The 17,994-nt window shown below is 46.3% G+C and carries 18 protein-coding genes; 4 read left to right on the top strand and 14 right to left on the bottom strand.

The features are described 5' to 3' along the window. Positions 1-11: 11 nt before the first annotated feature. Together GKG41_RS11435 and GKG41_RS11430 are read right to left on the bottom strand one after the other, a co-directional pair. Positions 12-1,034, bottom strand: a complete 1,023-nt coding sequence (locus tag GKG41_RS11435; RefSeq protein ID WP_154258727.1) for an ADP-ribosylglycohydrolase family protein — start codon at positions 1,032-1,034, stop codon at positions 12-14. A gap of 3 nt (positions 1,035-1,037) precedes the next feature. Continuing rightward, positions 1,038-1,997, bottom strand: a complete 960-nt coding sequence (locus tag GKG41_RS11430; protein ID WP_154258725.1) for a PfkB family carbohydrate kinase — start codon at positions 1,995-1,997, stop codon at positions 1,038-1,040. 203 nt (positions 1,998-2,200) lie between these two features. Between GKG41_RS11430 and GKG41_RS11425 the strand changes: the two genes are divergently transcribed. The 3 genes from GKG41_RS11425 (at position 2,201) to GKG41_RS11415 (ending at position 4,445) form a co-directional block, all read left to right on the top strand. Continuing rightward, positions 2,201-2,971 (top strand): GntR family transcriptional regulator, encoded by a 771-nt coding sequence (locus GKG41_RS11425; protein ID WP_154258723.1) that lies wholly within the window; start codon positions 2,201-2,203, stop codon positions 2,969-2,971. Positions 2,972-3,423: 452 nt separating this feature from the next. Continuing rightward, positions 3,424-3,960, top strand: a complete 537-nt coding sequence (locus tag GKG41_RS11420; protein ID WP_154258721.1) for a DUF2148 domain-containing protein — start codon at positions 3,424-3,426, stop codon at positions 3,958-3,960. Positions 3,961-3,974: 14 nt separating this feature from the next. Continuing rightward, complete coding sequence (locus GKG41_RS11415; protein ID WP_154258719.1) at positions 3,975-4,445, top strand: YbaK/EbsC family protein; 471 nt, start codon at positions 3,975-3,977, stop codon at positions 4,443-4,445. Between the two features lie 58 nt (positions 4,446-4,503). On the opposite strand, the gene GKG41_RS11410 is transcribed toward GKG41_RS11415, so the two are convergent. The 8 genes from GKG41_RS11410 to GKG41_RS11375 form a co-directional block, all read right to left on the bottom strand. Beyond that, positions 4,504-5,640 carry a KamA family radical SAM protein gene (locus GKG41_RS11410; RefSeq protein ID WP_347563311.1) on the bottom strand — a complete coding sequence of 379 codons (1,137 nt, stop codon included), beginning with the start codon at positions 5,638-5,640 and terminating at the stop codon, positions 4,504-4,506. A 56-nt stretch (positions 5,641-5,696) separates the two neighbouring features. Next, positions 5,697-6,452, bottom strand: a complete 756-nt coding sequence (locus GKG41_RS11405) for an aminotransferase class IV (RefSeq protein ID WP_154258717.1) — start codon at positions 6,450-6,452, stop codon at positions 5,697-5,699. Next, a complete protein-coding gene (gene pabB / locus GKG41_RS11400) occupies positions 6,445-7,797 on the bottom strand; it encodes an aminodeoxychorismate synthase component I (RefSeq protein ID WP_154258715.1) in 1,353 nt (450 codons plus the stop codon). The genes GKG41_RS11405 and pabB overlap by 8 nt, the downstream gene beginning before the upstream one ends. Further along, positions 7,781-8,392 carry an aminodeoxychorismate/anthranilate synthase component II gene (locus GKG41_RS11395; protein WP_154258713.1) on the bottom strand — a complete coding sequence of 204 codons (612 nt, stop codon included), beginning with the start codon at positions 8,390-8,392 and terminating at the stop codon, positions 7,781-7,783. Before GKG41_RS11395 ends, pabB begins: the two co-directional genes overlap by 17 nt. Positions 8,393-8,553: 161 nt before the next feature. After that, positions 8,554-9,810 (bottom strand): helix-turn-helix domain-containing protein, encoded by a 1,257-nt coding sequence (locus tag GKG41_RS11390; protein WP_154258711.1) that lies wholly within the window; start codon positions 9,808-9,810, stop codon positions 8,554-8,556. Positions 9,811-9,937: 127 nt separating this feature from the next. Beyond that, the gene (locus GKG41_RS11385; RefSeq protein WP_154258709.1) at positions 9,938-10,966 is read right to left on the bottom strand and encodes a uroporphyrinogen decarboxylase family protein; all 1,029 of its coding nucleotides are present in this window, start codon (positions 10,964-10,966) and stop codon (positions 9,938-9,940) included. 108 nt (positions 10,967-11,074) lie between these two features. Beyond that, positions 11,075-11,950 (bottom strand): DUF2971 domain-containing protein, encoded by an 876-nt coding sequence (locus GKG41_RS11380; protein ID WP_173015609.1) that lies wholly within the window; start codon positions 11,948-11,950, stop codon positions 11,075-11,077. 32 nt (positions 11,951-11,982) lie between these two features. Further along, positions 11,983-12,486 carry a GreA/GreB family elongation factor gene (locus GKG41_RS11375; protein ID WP_154258705.1) on the bottom strand — a complete coding sequence of 168 codons (504 nt, stop codon included), beginning with the start codon at positions 12,484-12,486 and terminating at the stop codon, positions 11,983-11,985. Between the two features lie 198 nt (positions 12,487-12,684). On the opposite strand from GKG41_RS11375, the gene GKG41_RS11370 reads away from it, so the two are divergent. After that, entirely contained in the window at positions 12,685-13,581 is an 897-nt protein-coding gene (locus GKG41_RS11370; protein WP_154258703.1) for a DMT family transporter, read from the top strand. On the opposite strand, the gene GKG41_RS11365 is transcribed toward GKG41_RS11370, so the two are convergent. The 4 genes from GKG41_RS11365 to GKG41_RS11350 form a co-directional block, all read right to left on the bottom strand. After that, a complete protein-coding gene (locus tag GKG41_RS11365; RefSeq protein WP_173015608.1) occupies positions 13,519-15,474 on the bottom strand; it encodes an ABC transporter permease in 1,956 nt (651 codons plus the stop codon). The two genes, GKG41_RS11370 and GKG41_RS11365, sit on opposite strands and share 63 nt — an antisense overlap. Next, positions 15,464-16,231 carry an ABC transporter ATP-binding protein gene (locus GKG41_RS11360; protein ID WP_154258699.1) on the bottom strand — a complete coding sequence of 256 codons (768 nt, stop codon included), beginning with the start codon at positions 16,229-16,231 and terminating at the stop codon, positions 15,464-15,466. The genes GKG41_RS11365 and GKG41_RS11360 overlap by 11 nt, the downstream gene beginning before the upstream one ends. Positions 16,232-16,318: 87 nt before the next feature. Next, positions 16,319-17,326: a sensor histidine kinase gene (locus GKG41_RS11355; protein ID WP_154258697.1), complete on the bottom strand. Its 1,008-nt coding sequence runs from the start codon at positions 17,324-17,326 to the stop codon at positions 16,319-16,321. After that, on the bottom strand, positions 17,323-17,991 hold the full coding sequence (locus GKG41_RS11350) for a response regulator transcription factor (RefSeq protein WP_154258695.1): 669 nt from the start codon (positions 17,989-17,991) through the stop codon (positions 17,323-17,325). The genes GKG41_RS11355 and GKG41_RS11350 overlap by 4 nt, the downstream gene beginning before the upstream one ends. Positions 17,992-17,994 lie beyond the last annotated feature (3 nt).

Below are 17,994 nucleotides of genomic sequence, written 5' to 3'. Positions count from 1 at the left end.
TCCTCCACTTCTTATTCAGCCACCTGCCATTTAGGTGCTAAGTTGATCAAATCTTCTGCCACTGGCGTCATGTCTATATGATTTACCTTGTTAACCGTCTCTCTCCATACCAGCGGTACGGCATCCACACCATTCATTGCTCCAGCCATTGCCCCTGCCATTGCCGCATTCGTATCACAGTCACCCCCGATATTAACCGCATACTCAATGGTATTCTTAGGATCTCCTTTTCCCAGGACAAAAAGTCCGATGGTCTGTGGAATGGAATCTGCACAGAGATCTCCTCCGCCAAAGTAGCTGTAAATGGCGTCCATTCCCTCTTGCGGGGATTTTGCCTTAAATGCCAGATCTGCAGCATAATCAATCCGCTTGCCAATGGACGGAGCCGGAATATCATTTCCGTAGGCTTCTCCTGCTGCTGCCGCTTTTATAGTTTCTTCCACCACTTTACCGATATCGGTCTCCCCTTTCATGCAGACTGCGATTCCCCATGCGATTGCAGCTCCCGAGGATACTGCTACTTTCGTGTTATGTGTCACAAGACATGTCTGATATACGTCCCTGACAATCTCCTCAATAGAGCTGTCCCGCAGCCCGTGGATGATTCCCAGAGGGCTGATCCGCATGGCAGAGCCATTGGTATTGCCATATTTTCCGGATTCTCCGATGGGGCAGCCTTCCCGTATCGCTTTCAGTGCCCGCTCTGTGCTGGGTCCAAAAGGACTGGCGTATTTATCTTTCACCCGATCCGCCCATTTTTCCAATTCCTTTGCAATGTCCTCTGGAACCACTTTATGATACCGCAGAAAGGAATGGGTCAGTGCCAGAGCCTGCTCCGTATCATCTGTATATTCCCCTGCCAGGAGTCCGTCATGGTAGATATGTCCTTTCTCCGGCGGATAAAAGGTATCAATCCATCCATATAATTCCCTGATGCGGTTAGGTGTCAAAAAAGATGAAGGTACACCCAGGGCATCTCCGGTTGCTGTCCCGTAAAGGCATCCCAAAGTTCTGTCCATTTTACTGATTTTCATTTTTTATCCTCTCTTACATTTTATTTTTTGTGCTGTCACAGGATATGTCTGCTCCAGTCTTTCAATTAACTGCTCAAAGTCCGGCAGATTCGTCTGCCCACCTGTCATCTCCAATACAAAACTTGCATTGGCCGCCCCCACATAGCCTGCCAGCACCGGTTCCAGTCCCCACACTGCTAAAGCTGACACAACCCCGCTGGTGTAGGCATCCCCCGCGCCGGTGAAATCTACAATCTGCGTCCCCGTTACCACAGGCACCCGGGTCATCTGACTCTGCTCATAGACTCTGCTTCCCTTCTCACCGTTTGTAATAAACAGCAGACCCCCGTTTAAATAAGCTGCCAGTTCTTCCTCCCTGTGAAACTCCAGATGTTTCATCAGGTATTCAGCCTCATGCTGATTAATAATTACCGCCTTAACACCGGGCAGATAGGGAATCAGTTCCCGGGAGCATATACCGGTTACGATACAGGATTTGTTCTCTTCGATCCCACGTTTCAGATATTCTTCCGTATATCCATTCAACATGGGGGCTATCACCACCCAATCTCCTAATTTTGCTTTTGCATCTGCCCTCCCATATTGGGCCGCCCCTGCATAACCAAGACAGATAGTTTTTCCATCTTGCTGCATGTACATGTGAGCATATCCCGACCGGCAGTTTTCTACTTTTGTAATGTTTTCACAATTCAGTCCTTTTTCTTTCCAATAATCCTCTAAGCCGCTGTCTTTATAGTCATAGCCCACCGGATAGAAAAGGTCGGGGATAATCCCTGTGATACTTTTAATACCAACAGCAATATTCGGGGCACATCCCCCCCATACCGGATCTGGATATTCTTTTGTAATCTCCACAATATCTCCTGGTCCAGGCAGTTTACTTACTTCATATATGTAATCACATACAGCTGCTGCTCCTATTACTGAAATCCTTTCCTTTTCCAGAATATCTCCTCCTTCCATTTATTTACATCTTGTCTGCTTGTTATGTTGTATTAACTTTAACACAAGTTGTAAAGTGTGTCAACTATCAACTATAAAATTATTTTTTCTTGTGCAATTTTACTTTTTATAAATAAGTTTGACATTTAGGAAGAAAGTATGTAGAATCAATATATAATCTTGTCTGCTTGTAATAACTACATAACAATAAAGGAGGGAGCAATATGGGACAGACATTAGATCGCAATTCCCCTATTCCCGCATATTATCAGATAGAGCTTGACTTAAAGGAACGAATTACGAAAAAGGAATGGGATATTAATGACCGGCTGCCCAGTGAAGCAGAGTTGTCGGCCCAGTACGATGTAAGCAGGGTTACTATACGGCAGGCTCTGGCAGAACTGGAGAAGGATGGAATTATTAAGAAACAGAGGGGAAAAGGAGCTTTTGTCAGCGCCAATCCCCAGGCATTTATACACGATTTAGACTATAGTATTATTTCAGGGGAAAAACTGAATCACCAAGGGTTTGAGATGCACGCTAAAGTTTTGGAGCTGCAGCTGTTCACAGCTCCCCGAAGTGAAGTATACGAAAATCTGGAGATTTCCCAGGACTCCCCGGTGGTTTATATTAAAAGGCTTTTTCAGCTGGACGAACGGCCTATAGCAATCTGTGACTCATGGCTTCCTGCCTGTCTGACACCAAAGCTTCAGGAGCGGGGACTTATAGATGGAAAACTATCCAAAACATTAAATGCTTATTATCAGCTTGTGCCTGAAAGAATAACAGACTATCTGGAAGTTCTCCGGCCTACCAGCAAGCAAGCTCTGCTGTTAAATACAACATCCGAATCTCTATTAATCCTTCTGAAAGGTATCTCCTATATGAAGGATGGCACACCGCTGGAATATTCAAATACTTATTGGCTGGGCGATGTGATGCGATTCAAATTCCAGCTTCATGCAACGGAAAACGGGTTTGAAATCGACAATTAAGCATAAAGAACCATCGGTTTAAAACCGGTGGTTCTTTATGCTTAATTATCCATACCTGTTCAGTATGTTACCCTTAACCTATCATTGGTTCCACTCTTGTTGCCGTATCAGCTGCTGCGTCAGGAATGCTAAAATCATATGTATGCATTTTTTATATAGTCTTTACACTTTCTTAAACCTTCTATCACAGAATCAACACATTTTTCTTTTATAGTGATAATCAAATAAAGGCCAGCTGCCTTTTTCATATAGATTTCTTTTCATATACGCCGGTACCTCATTCGTACCGGCCCTCCTATTTTATACGCTATAATTTCCACTCTCGCATATATGATTACTTTTCTCTTACTGCTTGACAACTATTCCCGCTTTCGTTACCATTAACTTAGTTTACCGTCATGCTGCTTACCGGCTGCATGATTCACCTGTAACACGGAAAGGAGGAGTTTAATATGATACAGCATTCCAGAGAGGCAGAAGAAGCCGCCGTAATACATGTTGCCCGTAAGATGTGTGCTGCTGCCAGAACCGCCCCCAAGACAAAGGGAGAGGACTATCTGGCTGCCTGCATTCTGACAGGAAAAGAAAAAGAGGAGTTGGCAAACCAGATGGAGGCGCTATCCCCGAAACTGTCCTATGGCTTTTTCATGAGAGATGCGGCTAATGTACGTGACAGCTTTGCTGTTGTATTGTTTGGCATTAAAAACCAGGCCCGTAAAATGAACGACGGATGCCGCTACTGCGGGTTTGAAAACTGCAGTGCCTGTATGGAGGCCGGAGGAATGTGTGCGTTCGGCCCTATGGATCTGGGCATTGCCATAGGCTCCGCAGTCAGTGTGGCTGCTGATGCCAGAATTGACAACCGGGTAATGTTTTCAGCCGGGAGAGCGGCTATGGAGCTTGGAATTCTCGGAGAGGATGTAACAGACGTTATCGGCATCCCCCTTTCAGCCAGAGGAAAGTCACCATATTATGACAGAAAGAGATAAAAGGAGGATCAGCAATGTCTATAGAAAAGGTACGGAATCATCTGAAACAATACGGTTTAGATTCTAGAATTATGGAGTTTGATACCTCATCTGCAACCGTAGAGCTTGCAGCACAGGCCGTGGGATGTGAACCCGCGCGGATCGGAAAAACTATGTCTTTTAAAGCAGAGGACAAGCCCATCTTAATTCTCACCGCCGGAGATGCCAAGATTGACAATGTCAAATATAAGAATCAGTTTCACGTAAAAGCAAAGATGCTGGCGGCGCAGGAGGTAGAACCCCTTATCGGTCACGGGATCGGCGGCGTCTGTCCCTTTGGAATTAATGAGGGGGTGGATGTCTATCTGGATGTCTCCCTGAAGAGATTTCCCTCAGTATTTCCCGGTGCCGGCAATGACAGCAGTGCGGTTGAACTGACCATGGAGGATCTGGAGCGGTGCGCCGGAAGCAAAGGCTGGATAGACGTATGTAAAGGCTGGGAGTAATTCCCAGCCTTTATCCCTCCGTAAACAGATACCTATAATACTTCGGTAATTGGTCTCTTTACAGCCAGCACTGAGTATCCTCCAGGTGCCTGATAAACAATCTGCCTGCGTCCTCCGGCTTCTTGGCCTGATGGTATTTAAACAGCATTTCATCCTCTGCGGTCATACCAAGAATCTCTATTTTGCCTGCTTCATGGGAGAGGACATAACGAAAGTTTTTCCCCATTCCATTCTGCATATTCTTAGCCTCCTCAACGATCTTAAAGCCCTGCTTTAAAGGAACCTGGAACTGGTTCTTTACTCCGCTGACCGGACGGCACTGAAATACATAGTACGGGAGCACTCCCGCTGCTGTAAGCCTTTTCAGCAGCGTACCCAGCACCTGAGGAGAGTCGTTGATTCCTTTTAAGAGTACCGCCTGATTTCGAACGGGAATTCCCACATGCAGCAAAGCCTGAACGGCTGCCTTGGATTCTCTGGTAATTTCATTGGGATGATTGAAATGCGTGATCACATAGATTTGCTTTTTGCTGCTGTATCTCTGCAAAATATCCAATAACTCTTTGTCTTCCGTTATTCGCATGGGCAGCACCACAGGGGTTCTTGTCCCAAACCGGATAAAATCAATATGCTCCATTCTGCATAAGCGCTCCAGATACTTTTCAATTACCTCATTGCTGTTGAGAAAGGCATCCCCACCGGATATAAGAACATTGCTGATTTCTGTGTGCCCTTCTATGTATTCCATAATCTTATCGAAATACTTTGCTATCTCTTTGTCTGACAATCCAACCAGCCTCTTTCTAAAACAATGACGGCAGTACATGGCACACCTGTTTGTGGATAAAATCATGGCACTCTGTTTGTATTTGTGCTGCATTCCTTCCACAACGGTATTGTCTGCCTCTCCGCTGGTATCAAAGCTTCCGTCCAAATCTGTCTCCCTGATAGAGGGAATGCACATTTTTTTAATCGGATCATTTTCGTCTTCCCAATGAATCAGTGATAGATAGTACTGGGTAATGGACATGGGGAATTGTTCCAGTATCTGCTTTAGCTTTTCCGTCTCCTTATCGTTAAGTTGCAATACGCCTTTGAGTTGCTCTGCTGTAGTAAGATTGTTTTGTAAATTTTCTGCCCAGTTCATGCTAACACCTTCTTTCATAGTAGTAACGTCTGATACTAAAAACAGCATTTTATGGGTATCCTGACGTCCGTTATTATTGACAAAAATGCTGTATATGAACTTTATTATAGCAGAAAACGACTGTTTTGAGAACACTTTTCATATTCCTCCGTCAGCATACTGCACAAGGTCCGGGAGGAGAAGGCAATGTCTTCAAATCTGTTCACCGGCATGATTCCCAGGAGGGAATTTGTAACCATCATTTCATCGTACTCCCCTGCCTCACAGGGATAAACGACTTTTTCCTCCACCGGAAACTTTTGCATCACGAACTTTCTGACAATACCGTCCAGCAGGCCGCAGGACAGGGGCGGTGTATACAGTCTACCATTTTTACCAAAAAACAAATTGGTTGTTGCCCCCTCTGCAAGCTGTCCTTTCGTATTTATAAAGACTGGTTCGTCCATTCCCCTGCGGCGGGCTGCTCTTTTTTCCAGAATATTCTCCCCACAGTTCAGTGATTTCAAATATGTAAAGGGGGAAGTCTCATTCCTCACAGTGGATGCCAGATCCAGCAAAAACCCCTTTTCATACTGTTCTTTGGTATAGGGGTTCTCCCGGAAGCTCAGCGTAACATTTTCCTGGGAAACGGCTATCTTTAAGGCGCCTTTCTCCATGCCTCCTCTCCGGACAGTTTCCAGAAGATGCTCTGTTGAAAGCTTCTCCCTGCCCCGGGGATGGGGAATGTGCAGGGCTTCCATCCCCTTTCTCAGCCGTTTCATATGCTCCTCTAAAAAAATCAGCCTGCCCTGCTCAATGGCTATCGTCTCAAAGACCCCGATTCCAAAAAAGTACCCGTCGTCCGCTTTTATCTTATTCATATACTGCCTCCAAGATTGCTTTTGCTTTTTGTAAGGTTTCCTCGTATTCAAATTCCACATCAGATTCGTAAGTGATTCCGCCCCCCACTCCCAGATGATATCTCCCATCCTTATAGACAGCTGTACGGATGACAATATTCAAATCACAGTCGCCGGAAAAAGACAGGTATCCGATGCTTCCCGTGTAGAGTCCCCTGCGGTCATGTTCCAGTTCATCAATAATCTCCATCGCCCTTATCTTGGGCGCGCCTGTAATAGAGCCTCCGGGGAATACTGCCGGTATCACATCCATTCCGTCCAGCCCCTCTTTCAGTCTTCCCTGTACGGCAGAAACCAGCTGAAATACCGTAGCGTATTCCTCCACCTTAAATAGTTCCGTCACTTCCACACTCCCGGGTTCGCAGATCCGGTTCAGATCATTCCGTTCCAAATCCACAATCATCAGCAGTTCGCTTTTGTCCTTTTCAGAGTTCTCCAGTTCCAGACGCAGCGCTTCATCCTCTCTGGGAGTCTCTCCCCTTTTTCTGGTTCCCTTGATGGGACGTGTCTCTATAATACCGTCTCTTATTTTAAAGAAGCGTTCCACGGATGCACTTACGATTTGGAAGTCTCCATAATTCATATAGCTTCCAAACGGGGACGGATTATGCCGCCGAAGATAGGAAAAGACTTCATAAGGATTCTTTTTGCTTTCAACCGTCAGCTGCTGTGTCATATTGGCCACATAGATGTGTCCTTCCTCCATATATTCCATCATCTCTTCTATTGCTTGTTTATACCCGTCTTTTGTAAAATTTGGCTGAAATTCCGCCAGCTTTGTCTGCCTTTGACAGCCCCTCCTGTGAGAAGCCTTCTCTATCTCTTTTTCCACTCTGTCCAGAACTTCCTCAGGGCTTCCGGTCTCCCCTCTTGCTGTCACAAAGAGAGTCTTCTCCTCCAGATCCCCTATAATATATACATCGTAAAAGCAGAACATTGCCTCCGGCATATGAATTTTCTTCTCATGCCGGGTAGGTATCCCTTCAAACTTCCTTCCATAATCATAGCTGAGATACCCCACTGCCCCGGATACCATAGGCAGGCTGGTGGGGTTGGCCTCCTTATTTTCTTTCAGATATTTGTGCAGAAGCCATTCCAGTTTTTCCTCCGTCCGCCTGTTATTGCAGTAACAGATGCTGTCTTCGTCTCTGAAACATAAATAAGGGTATAACCCTATAATGGAATATCTCCCCAGACTGTTCTCAAGGGATGAATCCAAAAAAACGGCCATGGGCTCTTTCCTGAATCTGCGGAAGATATCTTCTGGTTCCCGGTAAAAGGATAATTTTCTAATTGCTGTACTCATGCTCTGCCCTCCACTGCCCCGCACACTTCAAAAAATTATGCAGAAGTTCATGTCCATAATCTGTGAGTACTGCCTCCGGGTGAAACTGCACGCTATAGACCGGCATATTTCTGTGGTGCATTCCCATAATCTCTCCGTCTTTGGACCAGGCATCGGCCTCCATACAGCCGGGAAGCGTATGCCTGTCTACCACAAGAGAGTGATACCGGGTTACCTGAAAGGTTTCCGGCAGCCCCTCAAATAGCCCCTTCCCGTTATGCACGAGCCCTGTAACCTTTCCATGCATGGGCCGCACTCCTTTTTTAATCTGACCGCCGAATTCCTGCCCTATGATCTGGTGTCCAAGACAGACCCCAAGAATAGGTATCCTACCTGCCAGCCTCTTCACCATCTCCCCCACACTTTTGCATTCTCTGGGACTTTTAGGACCGGGAGAGATAATAATCCCTTCCAGTCTGCCGGATGCAACCCCCTTCTCCACCTGTTCCGGATCTATACTGTCATTTCTGACAATCTCCAGTTCACCCCCCAGTTCTTTAAAATATGCCGCCAGATTGTGGACAAATGAATCATAATTGTCAATCATCAAATACATTGTTAGCTCCTTTCCCTGTTTATCCAAAGCTCCAGACAACCTTTCAGGAATACAAAAAGCCGGATACAGAGAGATGCAGTTGACCTGTATCTCTCTGTATCCGGCAGTTTTCTGGTACAATCATTCAAGTACCCAGACACACCTGAATTGCATTCAATATATCACAAATTATCTCCTTTGTCTATTAAAAACCTCTTTTTCCCCCTCTCCTCCCTATATTTTTTTGGAGTCATCCCCACAATTTCCCGGAACACTTTCGTGAAATAGCTCTGCCCTTCGAATCCGCACAGGCTGGCAATCTCTACAATACTCAGATTCTCCTCCAAGAGAAGGAGCTTGCTCTTTTCTACCCGTACTTCATTAATATACTGTGGTATGGTGCTCCCTGTCTCCTTCTTAAATATGGTGCCCAGGTAAGATTTGTTCACGTATGTGAGGGCAGCTAATTCATCCACGGTTATCTTTCTTCTGTAATTATCCTTTATATATTCAACCGCTTTGTACACCACATCCGCATGTTTTACGTTATCAAAGTTAAAGGTATAGGCAATGAGCTGCTGCATCAAGTTAGTGGTCCATATACTGAGCTCCTCAATACTCTCAAATTCGTGAATATGGTTTACAAACATCTGAATCATTGCATCCGTCTCATTCATATCTGCCCCTGCATCCACCGCTGCCCGGGAGATAACTACCACAAGCTCAGACAGCCTGGGTTTTATTGCCTTCAGGTTATGACAGTTAGATACATAAATATAGGCAAGGATCTGATTGAGGAGCACCTGAGCTTCCTCCACTGCCTTGCTTCTCACTGCGATCCTCAGTTTTCGTTCCAGAGCAATGGGATAGGTATAGTACTCTGTGTCTTCTGTTTTCCGGAGTTTCTCCGCATATATAGCATTGAGCAGATGTTCCTGCTTGTAAAAGTACCTGCCGGCTTTCCCGTGAGTAACCCCGGAAATATACCCGGTTACCGCACTCATTATCTCGCCCATACTCTGTATCTTCTCCGGTGCAAAACAGGGACTCTCAGATACTATTCTCTGAAGGACTGGATCGTAAATTTCCTGAAAATTATCCTCCGGGTTGCCCATGCACAGAGGACCGGCAGCGATCCCCCCCACCAGCTCACCAGTCTCATCAGACAACGGCGCTGTAATTAATATAAGTCCCAGGGGACAGAGGGAAATATAGATGCCATCCCAGCGATAGGCCTCCTCGCAGCCTTTCCGATAGGCGTTCATCCCCCAGCATCCAAAATGATTGCACTGTTCGCATGCTCTGCATATCGCCCCTGGTTCCCACTTATTCTCACCTTGCTCCTGGTCCCCCTGATTTACCGGTACACACTCCACGCCAAATATTTCCGCAAGATGTCTGCTATATTTTATTACCTGTTCCCACATATGTCCCGACATTCCAATTCTCCTGTTGTGCTTTCCCTAGTTTCCTGTTCTCCCCTCCTGTCCTCTCATAGAAAAACAGGAGGATTCCACGGCCACAGCCTGAACCTTCCTGTTTCTCAGAATATCATAAATATCTTATTTATACAATCATATCCAGCAAATGCTGTTTATAATAAAATGATTTTGCAGTGTCAAAGAATGCATCTATATTCTCAAATTCTGTCAGCGGCGGAATATCGCATCCGGAAGAAACTATAAAGTTTGGAAATTCTTTACAATTTTCCAGCACCCTCATAGTCTCTATCCTCACAGAAGAGGGTGTCCCGTTGAGAAACTGTGCGGAAGGGCTTACATTTCCCATAGCCAGACAGTCTTTCGGGATACGCTGCATCATCTCCTTCATATCAATGCTGTCCCCGAAATGGTATATGAGACACCCGGTATCCAGTATCTGATCGATTAGCTGGATCACATAATTGCCGCAGTTATGATAGATAACCACAAACCCCTGATCCTGTGTCTTCTCAACTATCTCTTTTACGTAGGCACTGGAGAATTCCTCCATAAGCTGTGGGGACAGCATACCGGCAAGGGGTTCGGCCATAACTATTCCGTGGGCCCCTGTTTTTTTATATTCCAGAATATAGGCAATGAGAAAGTCCGTTACTTTCCGAAGAATCGTGTGTACCATATCCGGTTCCTCATAGCAGTACAGCATCACCTCGTTCACATCCATCAGTCTCCCTGCAAGTGAAAAGGGACCGATACAGCCGGCGAACACCGGGCGATCTGTGATAAGCTTCAGGGCCTTTCGGATACCCTCCAGGCATACCCCGGTACGCCCAGCCCCCACCTCGGGTACCTTTAGACGCTCAGCCTCTTCTTCTGTTTTCACTATATTCCCGATGATCGTGGGAACTTCATCTGCCGCATACACACAGCGCGCGCCAAACGCTTCCGCCTCCACAGACAGATCCATAAAGCTCACTGCCGCTGCCGTGTCATACTTATCCGCAAGCATCTTCATCCCCAGCGCCTGGTAATTACTGTCCGCAACCAGTTCCTTCACCGTGACACACAAAAGCTGTACAGACGGAAAGGATAATATAGGCATTGGTTTTTTCTCATCCGCATAAATCATTTTTTCTATCCAGCGATACATATTCATAACAAAAACCCTCCGTGAAATTTTTAACGTAATGAAGTTATTATCACTTTTTAGAAGATTTTTGTATATCACAAATATTCAAATTTTATCAAATTTTTTACAACTTTATCAGTATCTCAGTTTTATCCTGGACAGTTCTACCGGAACCTGGTACCCGTGCATATGCAGATAATATTCCATTCCTTTTCTCGCCAGGTCACTGTCATTCTTGGGAGCCACGGTAATTCCCCGGATCGGGAGCTTATTGTCTGATTCCAGCATGGTAATCTTTATATAGGGAATTAAAAAACCTTCCTTTTCCCGGAATAACACGTTCATGCCCTCACTCTTTTTAAACACAAACCGGTACTCCCGTTCTTCTGTAAAACCCTCCTGCTTAAAAAACATCGCATAGATTTTGGCGGCCTTCTGAAACATTCTGCATGCTTTCTGGAACACCGGGTCACTCTCCCAGGCCATGCCTCTGTTCATAATGTCGGCAAAAGAAAGCCCAAAAGACTCGGGTATCTTCTTCTGCATCAGATCCAGAATATAGTCTCTTTGTTCTTCCAGAGCATATACCACATACCCGTGATAGGCGATGGCATTGCTTTTCGCTATCTTTTTGATGATTTTTTCACTGTCAAAGGCCATATTGTATCCGGTCTCATTGCCGAACTCTGCCCAAAGAGTTATGCTGTCGGAGCAGGTGGAAAATGCCAGTACGAAAAATTCCTTATTTTTCTCATAGACAAAATGGTCCCCCTCCTTGAAAATATTCTTAAGAAATAGATCCTTCCATCCCTTGTTCTTAAAGACAGATCCGCTCATCTGCTGGATCACTTCTATGATGTAAGAAAATTCTCTCGGGTCGTTGAGAAAGTCACTTTTTGTAGCCCAAAAGCTTTTTTCATCCAAAATCCCCTGGACCCCCGCAATCTGTGTGTAATGATACAGGGTAGTATTCCGTTCTATTGTTTTTAGATGGATAATCTGATTTCTCATAGTTTCCCCTTCCATGCAAGGCAGACCAGCGGTCAGAATCCTCTGATTTTATCTGCGCTGTCATCCCGGGTGTTCTGGATTTCCCTGATAACTACGTAGTATCCGGTTTCTTCATTTATTTTAACCAGTACCCGCTCCCCCGTTTTATGCCCCAGAATGGCCTTACCGATGGGAGACTCTGTGCTGATCATACCCTTCAGGGAATTTCCCCGGATAGAGGTTACCAGTTTGAATTCTTCTGTCTCATCCTCATCCTCGAAATATATTTTTACCGTATTATTAATCCCTACCTCGTCCTCCCTGGATTCGTCCGATACGATGACAGCTGTTTTCAGCATTCTCTCCAGATAGCGGATCCGGCTCTCATTTTTATTCTTATCCTTCTTCGCCGCATAATATTCAAAATTTTCACTGAGATCTCCCTGGGCTCTGGCTTCCTTCACTGCTTCTATTGCCTCTTTCCGCACAACAAGCTTTCTGTATTCTATCTCTTCCTGAATCTTTTTTACGTCACTCTTAGTTAGCTGTTCCCTCATACTTGCTCCTTTAACTCCTGTCTTATCCCTTATTTCTGTCTCCTAACAGTGTATCACAGTTATCCTTTTTTCTCATCAGTTTTTTCTATTTCAGACGAAGGCCCAGACTCAAATCCGGTTGACTTGTTTTCTCCCGTCACTTAGAATAAAAGATAACTTATCTCCCTGCCGAGAATCTGATGAAAGTGAGAGAAACATATGTGGAAATCCTGTCTGAAGCTTATTATCCCCATGCTGATCTTTGGAAGTATCGGCATATTTGTCCGGGGAATTTCGTTGTCTACTGTGGAACTTGTCTTCTACCGCGTTTTTATTGCCAGTATTTTTTTCTCCCTCCTAATGCTGCTGAAAAAAAAGAACCCCTTCCGCTGCGGGAAAAGGGCCCTCTGTCTGGCCGCCGTGTCAGGAGTTATTATGGGGATTAACTGGCTTCTGTTTTTCCAGGCACTGCGCTGTACCACTGTAGCCATCGGCACTATGACCTATTATCTGGCGCCTGTGCTGGTTTTATTCGCGGCTCCCTTTGTCCTGGGAGAACATCTGTCCAAAAAACAGGTTGTCACTGCTCTTCTGGCTCCGGCCGGACTGGCTCTTATTGTATTCAGTTCCGGGGAAGCCCCCCTGACCGTATACCACCACGGGCTGGGGCTTTTATGCGGTGCCGGTTCTGCGCTGTTTTATGCCATGCTGATTCTCTGCAATAAAAAGCTGGACAACATTGATAATATGGACCGGACGCTGATACAGCTGCTGGCTGCCGCCCTTGTGCTCTCCCCGGTGCTCTTAAAGCATCACAATTTTTCTGTAGTGAAGGCTAACCTTCCCCTGCTTTTGATCTTGGGAATTGTGCATACTGGTATTGCCTGTTATCTCTATTTCTCTGGTCTGAAGGAGACACCTACACATCTTGCGGCTGTACTCAGCTATATGGATCCTGTATCTGCTATCTTCTTTGCCGCCGCTTTCCTGGGGGAGCCCGTCTCCCCCGTTCAGCTGGCCGGCACAGCTGTTGTCCTGGCCTCTGCTTATTTGTCAGGAAAAGGCCAGACGGGAGCAGGCTCTCCAGGATGTGGCAAAGTAGATGAGGTAAACTAATCCGAACAATCCCAGACTGATTCCCTGGGAATGCAGAAACGTTTTGTTGGAAATCTCATTCATCAGCATCCAGTAAGAAAGCTGTCTGGACAAAAAGATGCTTAAGGGCACCGGAATCATCAGGGGCACCCCGAAAAATAACAGCTGCTGCTGAAACACCAGTTTTTTCCCCTCCCGGTTTCCCACCCCCAGCTTAGAGAGAAGCTCATAGCGAAACTGATACTTCACCGCCTCACTTAACTGATGAACTGCCAGCACCGCAGCTGCTGCACAGACAAAGATAAGACCCACATAATACAGGGAAAATGCCAGAATGGTAAATACGGACAGATACGAATCCCGTATGCTCCCTTTGGTATTGCAGGTGTCAATCCCCTCATAGCTGTATGTTTCATACAGGAGATTTACCAGATTTTCCGCATCCTGCGGGGTGGTTTCTTTTTCTGTCTGGACAGCCAGAGACATATGATACACAGGAAGTTTTCCCGCAATATTGTCCGGTACAATCACCACATACCCTGTCCCGTTAAATCCATCCCCTACTCCAAATGATTCCGACCGGCTTTCCTGATATTTAAGTGTCTCCCCTCCGAGGCGTATGTCAGGGATTTTCTCCTGCTCTGCTATCTCCCTGATTCTGGGTGTGCACTGGATGAGATACCTCCCCTCTTTTAGTTCTGTCTCTCCGTAGCCCAGCATTCTTCTAAGCTCTTTATAATCTGAATAAGCCAGAACCGGTGCAAATTCCATCCATCCCACCGGGCTGTCCTGTTTGCGGAACCAGTCTGTCAGTATTTTACTTTCTCCGTCATACAATGGGTAGGCAAGCTGGCTTCGAATTCCAAGCCTTTCTTCAGCATAAGCAGATACCGGACTCAAATCCTCAGAAGGCTGGGTGGTAGATACCGTGATGTCAAAAGACATGGTGCTCTCTCTTTTCTCAGAAAAAAACCGCTCAAACAACAGCCCCATAGAGGTCGCTGTAAGGGTCAGGGTTAAAAGCAGAGCCAAAGTACCTATGGTTACTCCCATAGTTCTCATTCTGGCGGTCATATTTCTCAGGAGAAACAGGCGGTGCTTCTTATATTTAAAGCTATCCCGTGCCAGCACTGTTCTACCGAGAAAAAAGGTCACTGTCATATAGATCCCATAGATACTCCCGATCAGCAAAACCACGGAGAGAAGCAGCAGTGCACCCCCATTGTGTACCTCCTCACTGTGGTGGCAGAGATACCATAAGGTACCTACCCCCGCAGCGCAGGCAGCCGCTGCGGCCAGGAAAAGGGTCCAGTGGCCCTTTCCGGTCTTCAGAGCCGAGGCCTCATTTTTCTTCTCCATATACAGGAGATCACAGATCTTAATCTTTCTGAGCTGCCGTCTCACTCTCACCATGGCAAACAGATAGATGGCAGCCCCGTATCCTGCGGTCAGAGCCAGTGCTTTGGCAGAAAACTGAAACTGTATCTGATACTGTGCCTGAAAGATTCTCATAATTATCATATCCAGGATCTGATACAGAAAGCTCCCCACCAGGAGACTTATAATAAAAGCCCCTGCGCCCATCAGAAGATTTTCCCTGACAAAAAGGCTGGCCACATCCCGGTTGGGAATCCCCAGAAGAAGATAGGTGCCGAATTCCCGGCTTCTCTTCTCCAGGATAAATCTGGTCATATAACAGATAAGCCAGCCGATGACAAATACAATAATCAGAGAGATAAAGATAATGGTTCCGGTCATAGCACTCATGCCGTAGCTCAGGTTCCGTATCTCGCTGGAGAACACAATCAGGTTAAAGGCATACACCATAGACAAAGAAAAGGTTACGGTTACCAGGTAAATCAGATAATCTCTTGCCGATCGCTTTGCATTCCTTACTGCCAGTTTACTGAGCATTGGAAACATCACCTCCCAGCAGGGTTACCACATCCAGGATCTCCTGGAAAAATTCCTTTCTCTCCCTGGTTCCGCGGCGGATCTCATTGAAAATCTTTCCGTCTCTGAGAAACAGGATCCGGGAACAGTAACTGGCGGAGAAAACGTCATGGGTAACCATTAAAATCGTAGCCTTCAGTTCCCGGTTCAGAGCCCCGAAGCTTTCCAGCAGCATTCTTGCGGACTGGGAATCCAAAGCTCCCGTTGGCTCATCTGCCAGAATGAGCTTGGGATGGTTGATCATAGCCCTGGCACATGCACAGCGCTGCCTCTGGCCTCCTGACACCTCATAGGGAAATTTGGTAAGAATGTCCCCTATGCCAAGCCTCTTTGCGATCTCCTTCACCCGTATACTGATCTTTTTCGGATCTTCTTTGCAGATCACAGGTGCAAGTCCTATATTTTCTTCAATGGTAAGGGTATCCAGAAGATTAAACTCCTGAAACACAAACCCCAGGTTCTTCTGTCTGAACTTTGCCAGCTCTTCTTCTCTCAGTGCTGTAATATCTTCCTCTTCCAGATAAATATGCCCGGCGGTCAACGTATCAATGGTTGCAATACAGTTCAGCAAGGTTGTTTTTCCGGAGCCGGACGCCCCCATAATCCCCAGAAACTCTCCTTCCTCCACAGAAAAGGAGACCTGGTGCAGGGCCTTTGTGACAAAGGAACGGGATCCGTAATATTTTTGGATTTCCTCAATTCTCAGTAATGTTTTCATGTAATCACTCCTCGTATACGTTTTCTTCAGTATACCTCCCTTCTTTTCCTTTGTTTACTTACAAAGTTGTAATAACGCTTCACTCCCTTACATTCTGTGCAGATTTCCCACAGGAAACTCAAGAGTAACTGTAGTCCCCTCCCCCTCTTTGGAGGCGACAGACAGGGCAATTCCCAGCCTCTCGCACAGCTTTTTACAGAGGTATAGCCCGATGCCTGTGGCCCCGTTCTTCTGCCTGTCTCCTCCTGTAAATCCTTTGTCAAAGATCCGGGGCAGATCCTCCGGGGGAATCCCCCTCCCGTTGTCTTCCACACACAGCCGGATCTTCCCCTGTTCTGTGCCGGAGTAGATATGAATCCCGGGCTCTTCCTTGTCCTGATACTTTACTGCGTTAGACAGAATCTGGCCCAGAATATAGCGCATCCATTTTCCATCTGTATATACAGTTTCAGAGAGCTCCTCTACCTGCAGCCCAATTCCCCGCTCCAGAATGTAGGGACGATAGGCCAAAAGCGCCGGATTCACCACGTCTGAAAGAATACATTCGGAGATAAAGTAATCTTTCTCCACCTGTTCACTTCTGGCAAAGTACAGCACCTGTTCCACCAATTCTCCGATCCGTGCGAATTCCTTTTTTATCCTGCCGTTCTGGGGGGAAGGGTGATTGCTGCAGATAAGGGTTCCGGCGGCAATCGGAGTCTTTACTTCATGAATCCACTCTTCAACATACTCCTTATACTCCCGGCTTATCTTCTGCACCTCTTCAATTTTCTCTGCCATGGCCTTGTTGGCTCCCCGGAGCATTTCATAATACATCTTTTCCGTCTGATCCTTGGGTTTCCCCATCAGTTCACAGATCAGATACTTTTCCTCTAGCCCGGCAAAAAGACTGCACATTTCCCTGTATTTTCTTCTCTGCCTCTCATACCCCCACACCAGGTTTCCTGCGAGAATTAAAAGCCAAATACCGATAAAGTAAAATATGACAGCCCCCGGATTGCCGCAGGCTCTCAGGTAAACCCCGGCAAGAACCATGAGAAACAGGTTTCCCATCATCACAAAGAGCTTTTCTTCCAGATAGCACCAAAAATTCATTCCTGCTCCCCTCCTGCCCGGTACCCTTGTTTCGGTACCGTATGAATCAGATCCCCCAGTCCAATCTCACCCAGACGCTTGCGCAGTCTGGAAAGATTTACATTCAGAATGTTCTCATCCACGTACCATTTATTCTCCCAGAGATATTCCACCAGTTCATCTTTTAGCACAGTTCTCCCCCGGTTGAGAAACAGATAATAGATAATCTGCAGTTCTTTTTTGGATAATTCCAGAGATTTCCCCTGAAACTCAATCCGTCCGAATACCAGATTCAGGGCCGCCCCGCCCACAGTAATGCTTTCCTTTGCCTGGCTGTTCCGCTGAAGAAGCCTCCGCACCCGTGCAGTCAAAACAGACAGACTGTAGGGCTTCCGGATAAAATCATCCCCCCCGGCACGGATGGCAGTCAACTCGTCCTGTTCTGAATCCCGGCAGGTTACAAATAGAATGGGTACTGCCGATTCCTCCCGGATTTTCCGGCAGAGGGATACCCCATTCTGGGCTCCCAGCTGAATATCCAGCAGTATAAGATCCGCTTCTTTGAGCTTTGCTTCATTGTCTTCCCATGCTTCACAGGCTGTAACGGCAAATCCCTGACCGGCAAAATGTTCTTTCAGTTCCCGGCGGCTCCCTTCATCATCCTCAACGATGGTAATCTTCCACATATG

Origin of the sequence: Lactonifactor sp. BIOML-A5, from assembly GCF_009677585.1 — a bacterium.
In the GTDB taxonomy this organism is placed as follows: domain Bacteria; phylum Bacillota; class Clostridia; order Lachnospirales; family Lachnospiraceae; genus Lactonifactor.
The sequence above is the reverse complement of the archived record's forward strand: the minus strand, read 5'-3'. Positions and strand labels throughout refer to the sequence as shown.

Coding starts and splice junctions, on each gene's coding strand:
- GKG41_RS11365 (WP_173015608.1), bottom strand. CDS start 15,474: ATGCTCAGTAAACTGGCAGTAAGGAATGCAAAGCGATCGGCAAGAGAT.
- GKG41_RS11390 (WP_154258711.1), bottom strand. CDS start 9,810: ATGTCGGGACATATGTGGGAACAGGTAATAAAATATAGCAGACATCTT.
- GKG41_RS11415 (WP_154258719.1), top strand. CDS start 3,975: ATGTCTATAGAAAAGGTACGGAATCATCTGAAACAATACGGTTTAGAT.
- GKG41_RS11375 (WP_154258705.1), bottom strand. CDS start 12,486: ATGAGGGAACAGCTAACTAAGAGTGACGTAAAAAAGATTCAGGAAGAG.
- pabB (WP_154258715.1), bottom strand. CDS start 7,797: ATGAGTACAGCAATTAGAAAATTATCCTTTTACCGGGAACCAGAAGAT.
- GKG41_RS11360 (WP_154258699.1), bottom strand. CDS start 16,231: ATGAAAACATTACTGAGAATTGAGGAAATCCAAAAATATTACGGATCC.
- GKG41_RS11380 (WP_173015609.1), bottom strand. CDS start 11,950: ATGAGAAATCAGATTATCCATCTAAAAACAATAGAACGGAATACTACC.
- GKG41_RS11435 (WP_154258727.1), bottom strand. CDS start 1,034: ATGAAAATCAGTAAAATGGACAGAACTTTGGGATGCCTTTACGGGACA.
- GKG41_RS11395 (WP_154258713.1), bottom strand. CDS start 8,392: ATGTATTTGATGATTGACAATTATGATTCATTTGTCCACAATCTGGCG.
- GKG41_RS11355 (WP_154258697.1), bottom strand. CDS start 17,326: ATGAATTTTTGGTGCTATCTGGAAGAAAAGCTCTTTGTGATGATGGGA.
- GKG41_RS11385 (WP_154258709.1), bottom strand. CDS start 10,966: ATGAATATGTATCGCTGGATAGAAAAAATGATTTATGCGGATGAGAAA.
- GKG41_RS11405 (WP_154258717.1), bottom strand. CDS start 6,452: ATGAATAAGATAAAAGCGGACGACGGGTACTTTTTTGGAATCGGGGTC.
- GKG41_RS11425 (WP_154258723.1), top strand. CDS start 2,201: ATGGGACAGACATTAGATCGCAATTCCCCTATTCCCGCATATTATCAG.
- GKG41_RS11430 (WP_154258725.1), bottom strand. CDS start 1,997: ATGGAAGGAGGAGATATTCTGGAAAAGGAAAGGATTTCAGTAATAGGA.
- GKG41_RS11420 (WP_154258721.1), top strand. CDS start 3,424: ATGATACAGCATTCCAGAGAGGCAGAAGAAGCCGCCGTAATACATGTT.
- GKG41_RS11370 (WP_154258703.1), top strand. CDS start 12,685: ATGTGGAAATCCTGTCTGAAGCTTATTATCCCCATGCTGATCTTTGGA.
- GKG41_RS11410 (WP_347563311.1), bottom strand. CDS start 5,640: ATGCTGTTTTTAGTATCAGACGTTACTACTATGAAAGAAGGTGTTAGC.
- GKG41_RS11350 (WP_154258695.1), bottom strand. CDS start 17,991: ATGTGGAAGATTACCATCGTTGAGGATGATGAAGGGAGCCGCCGGGAA.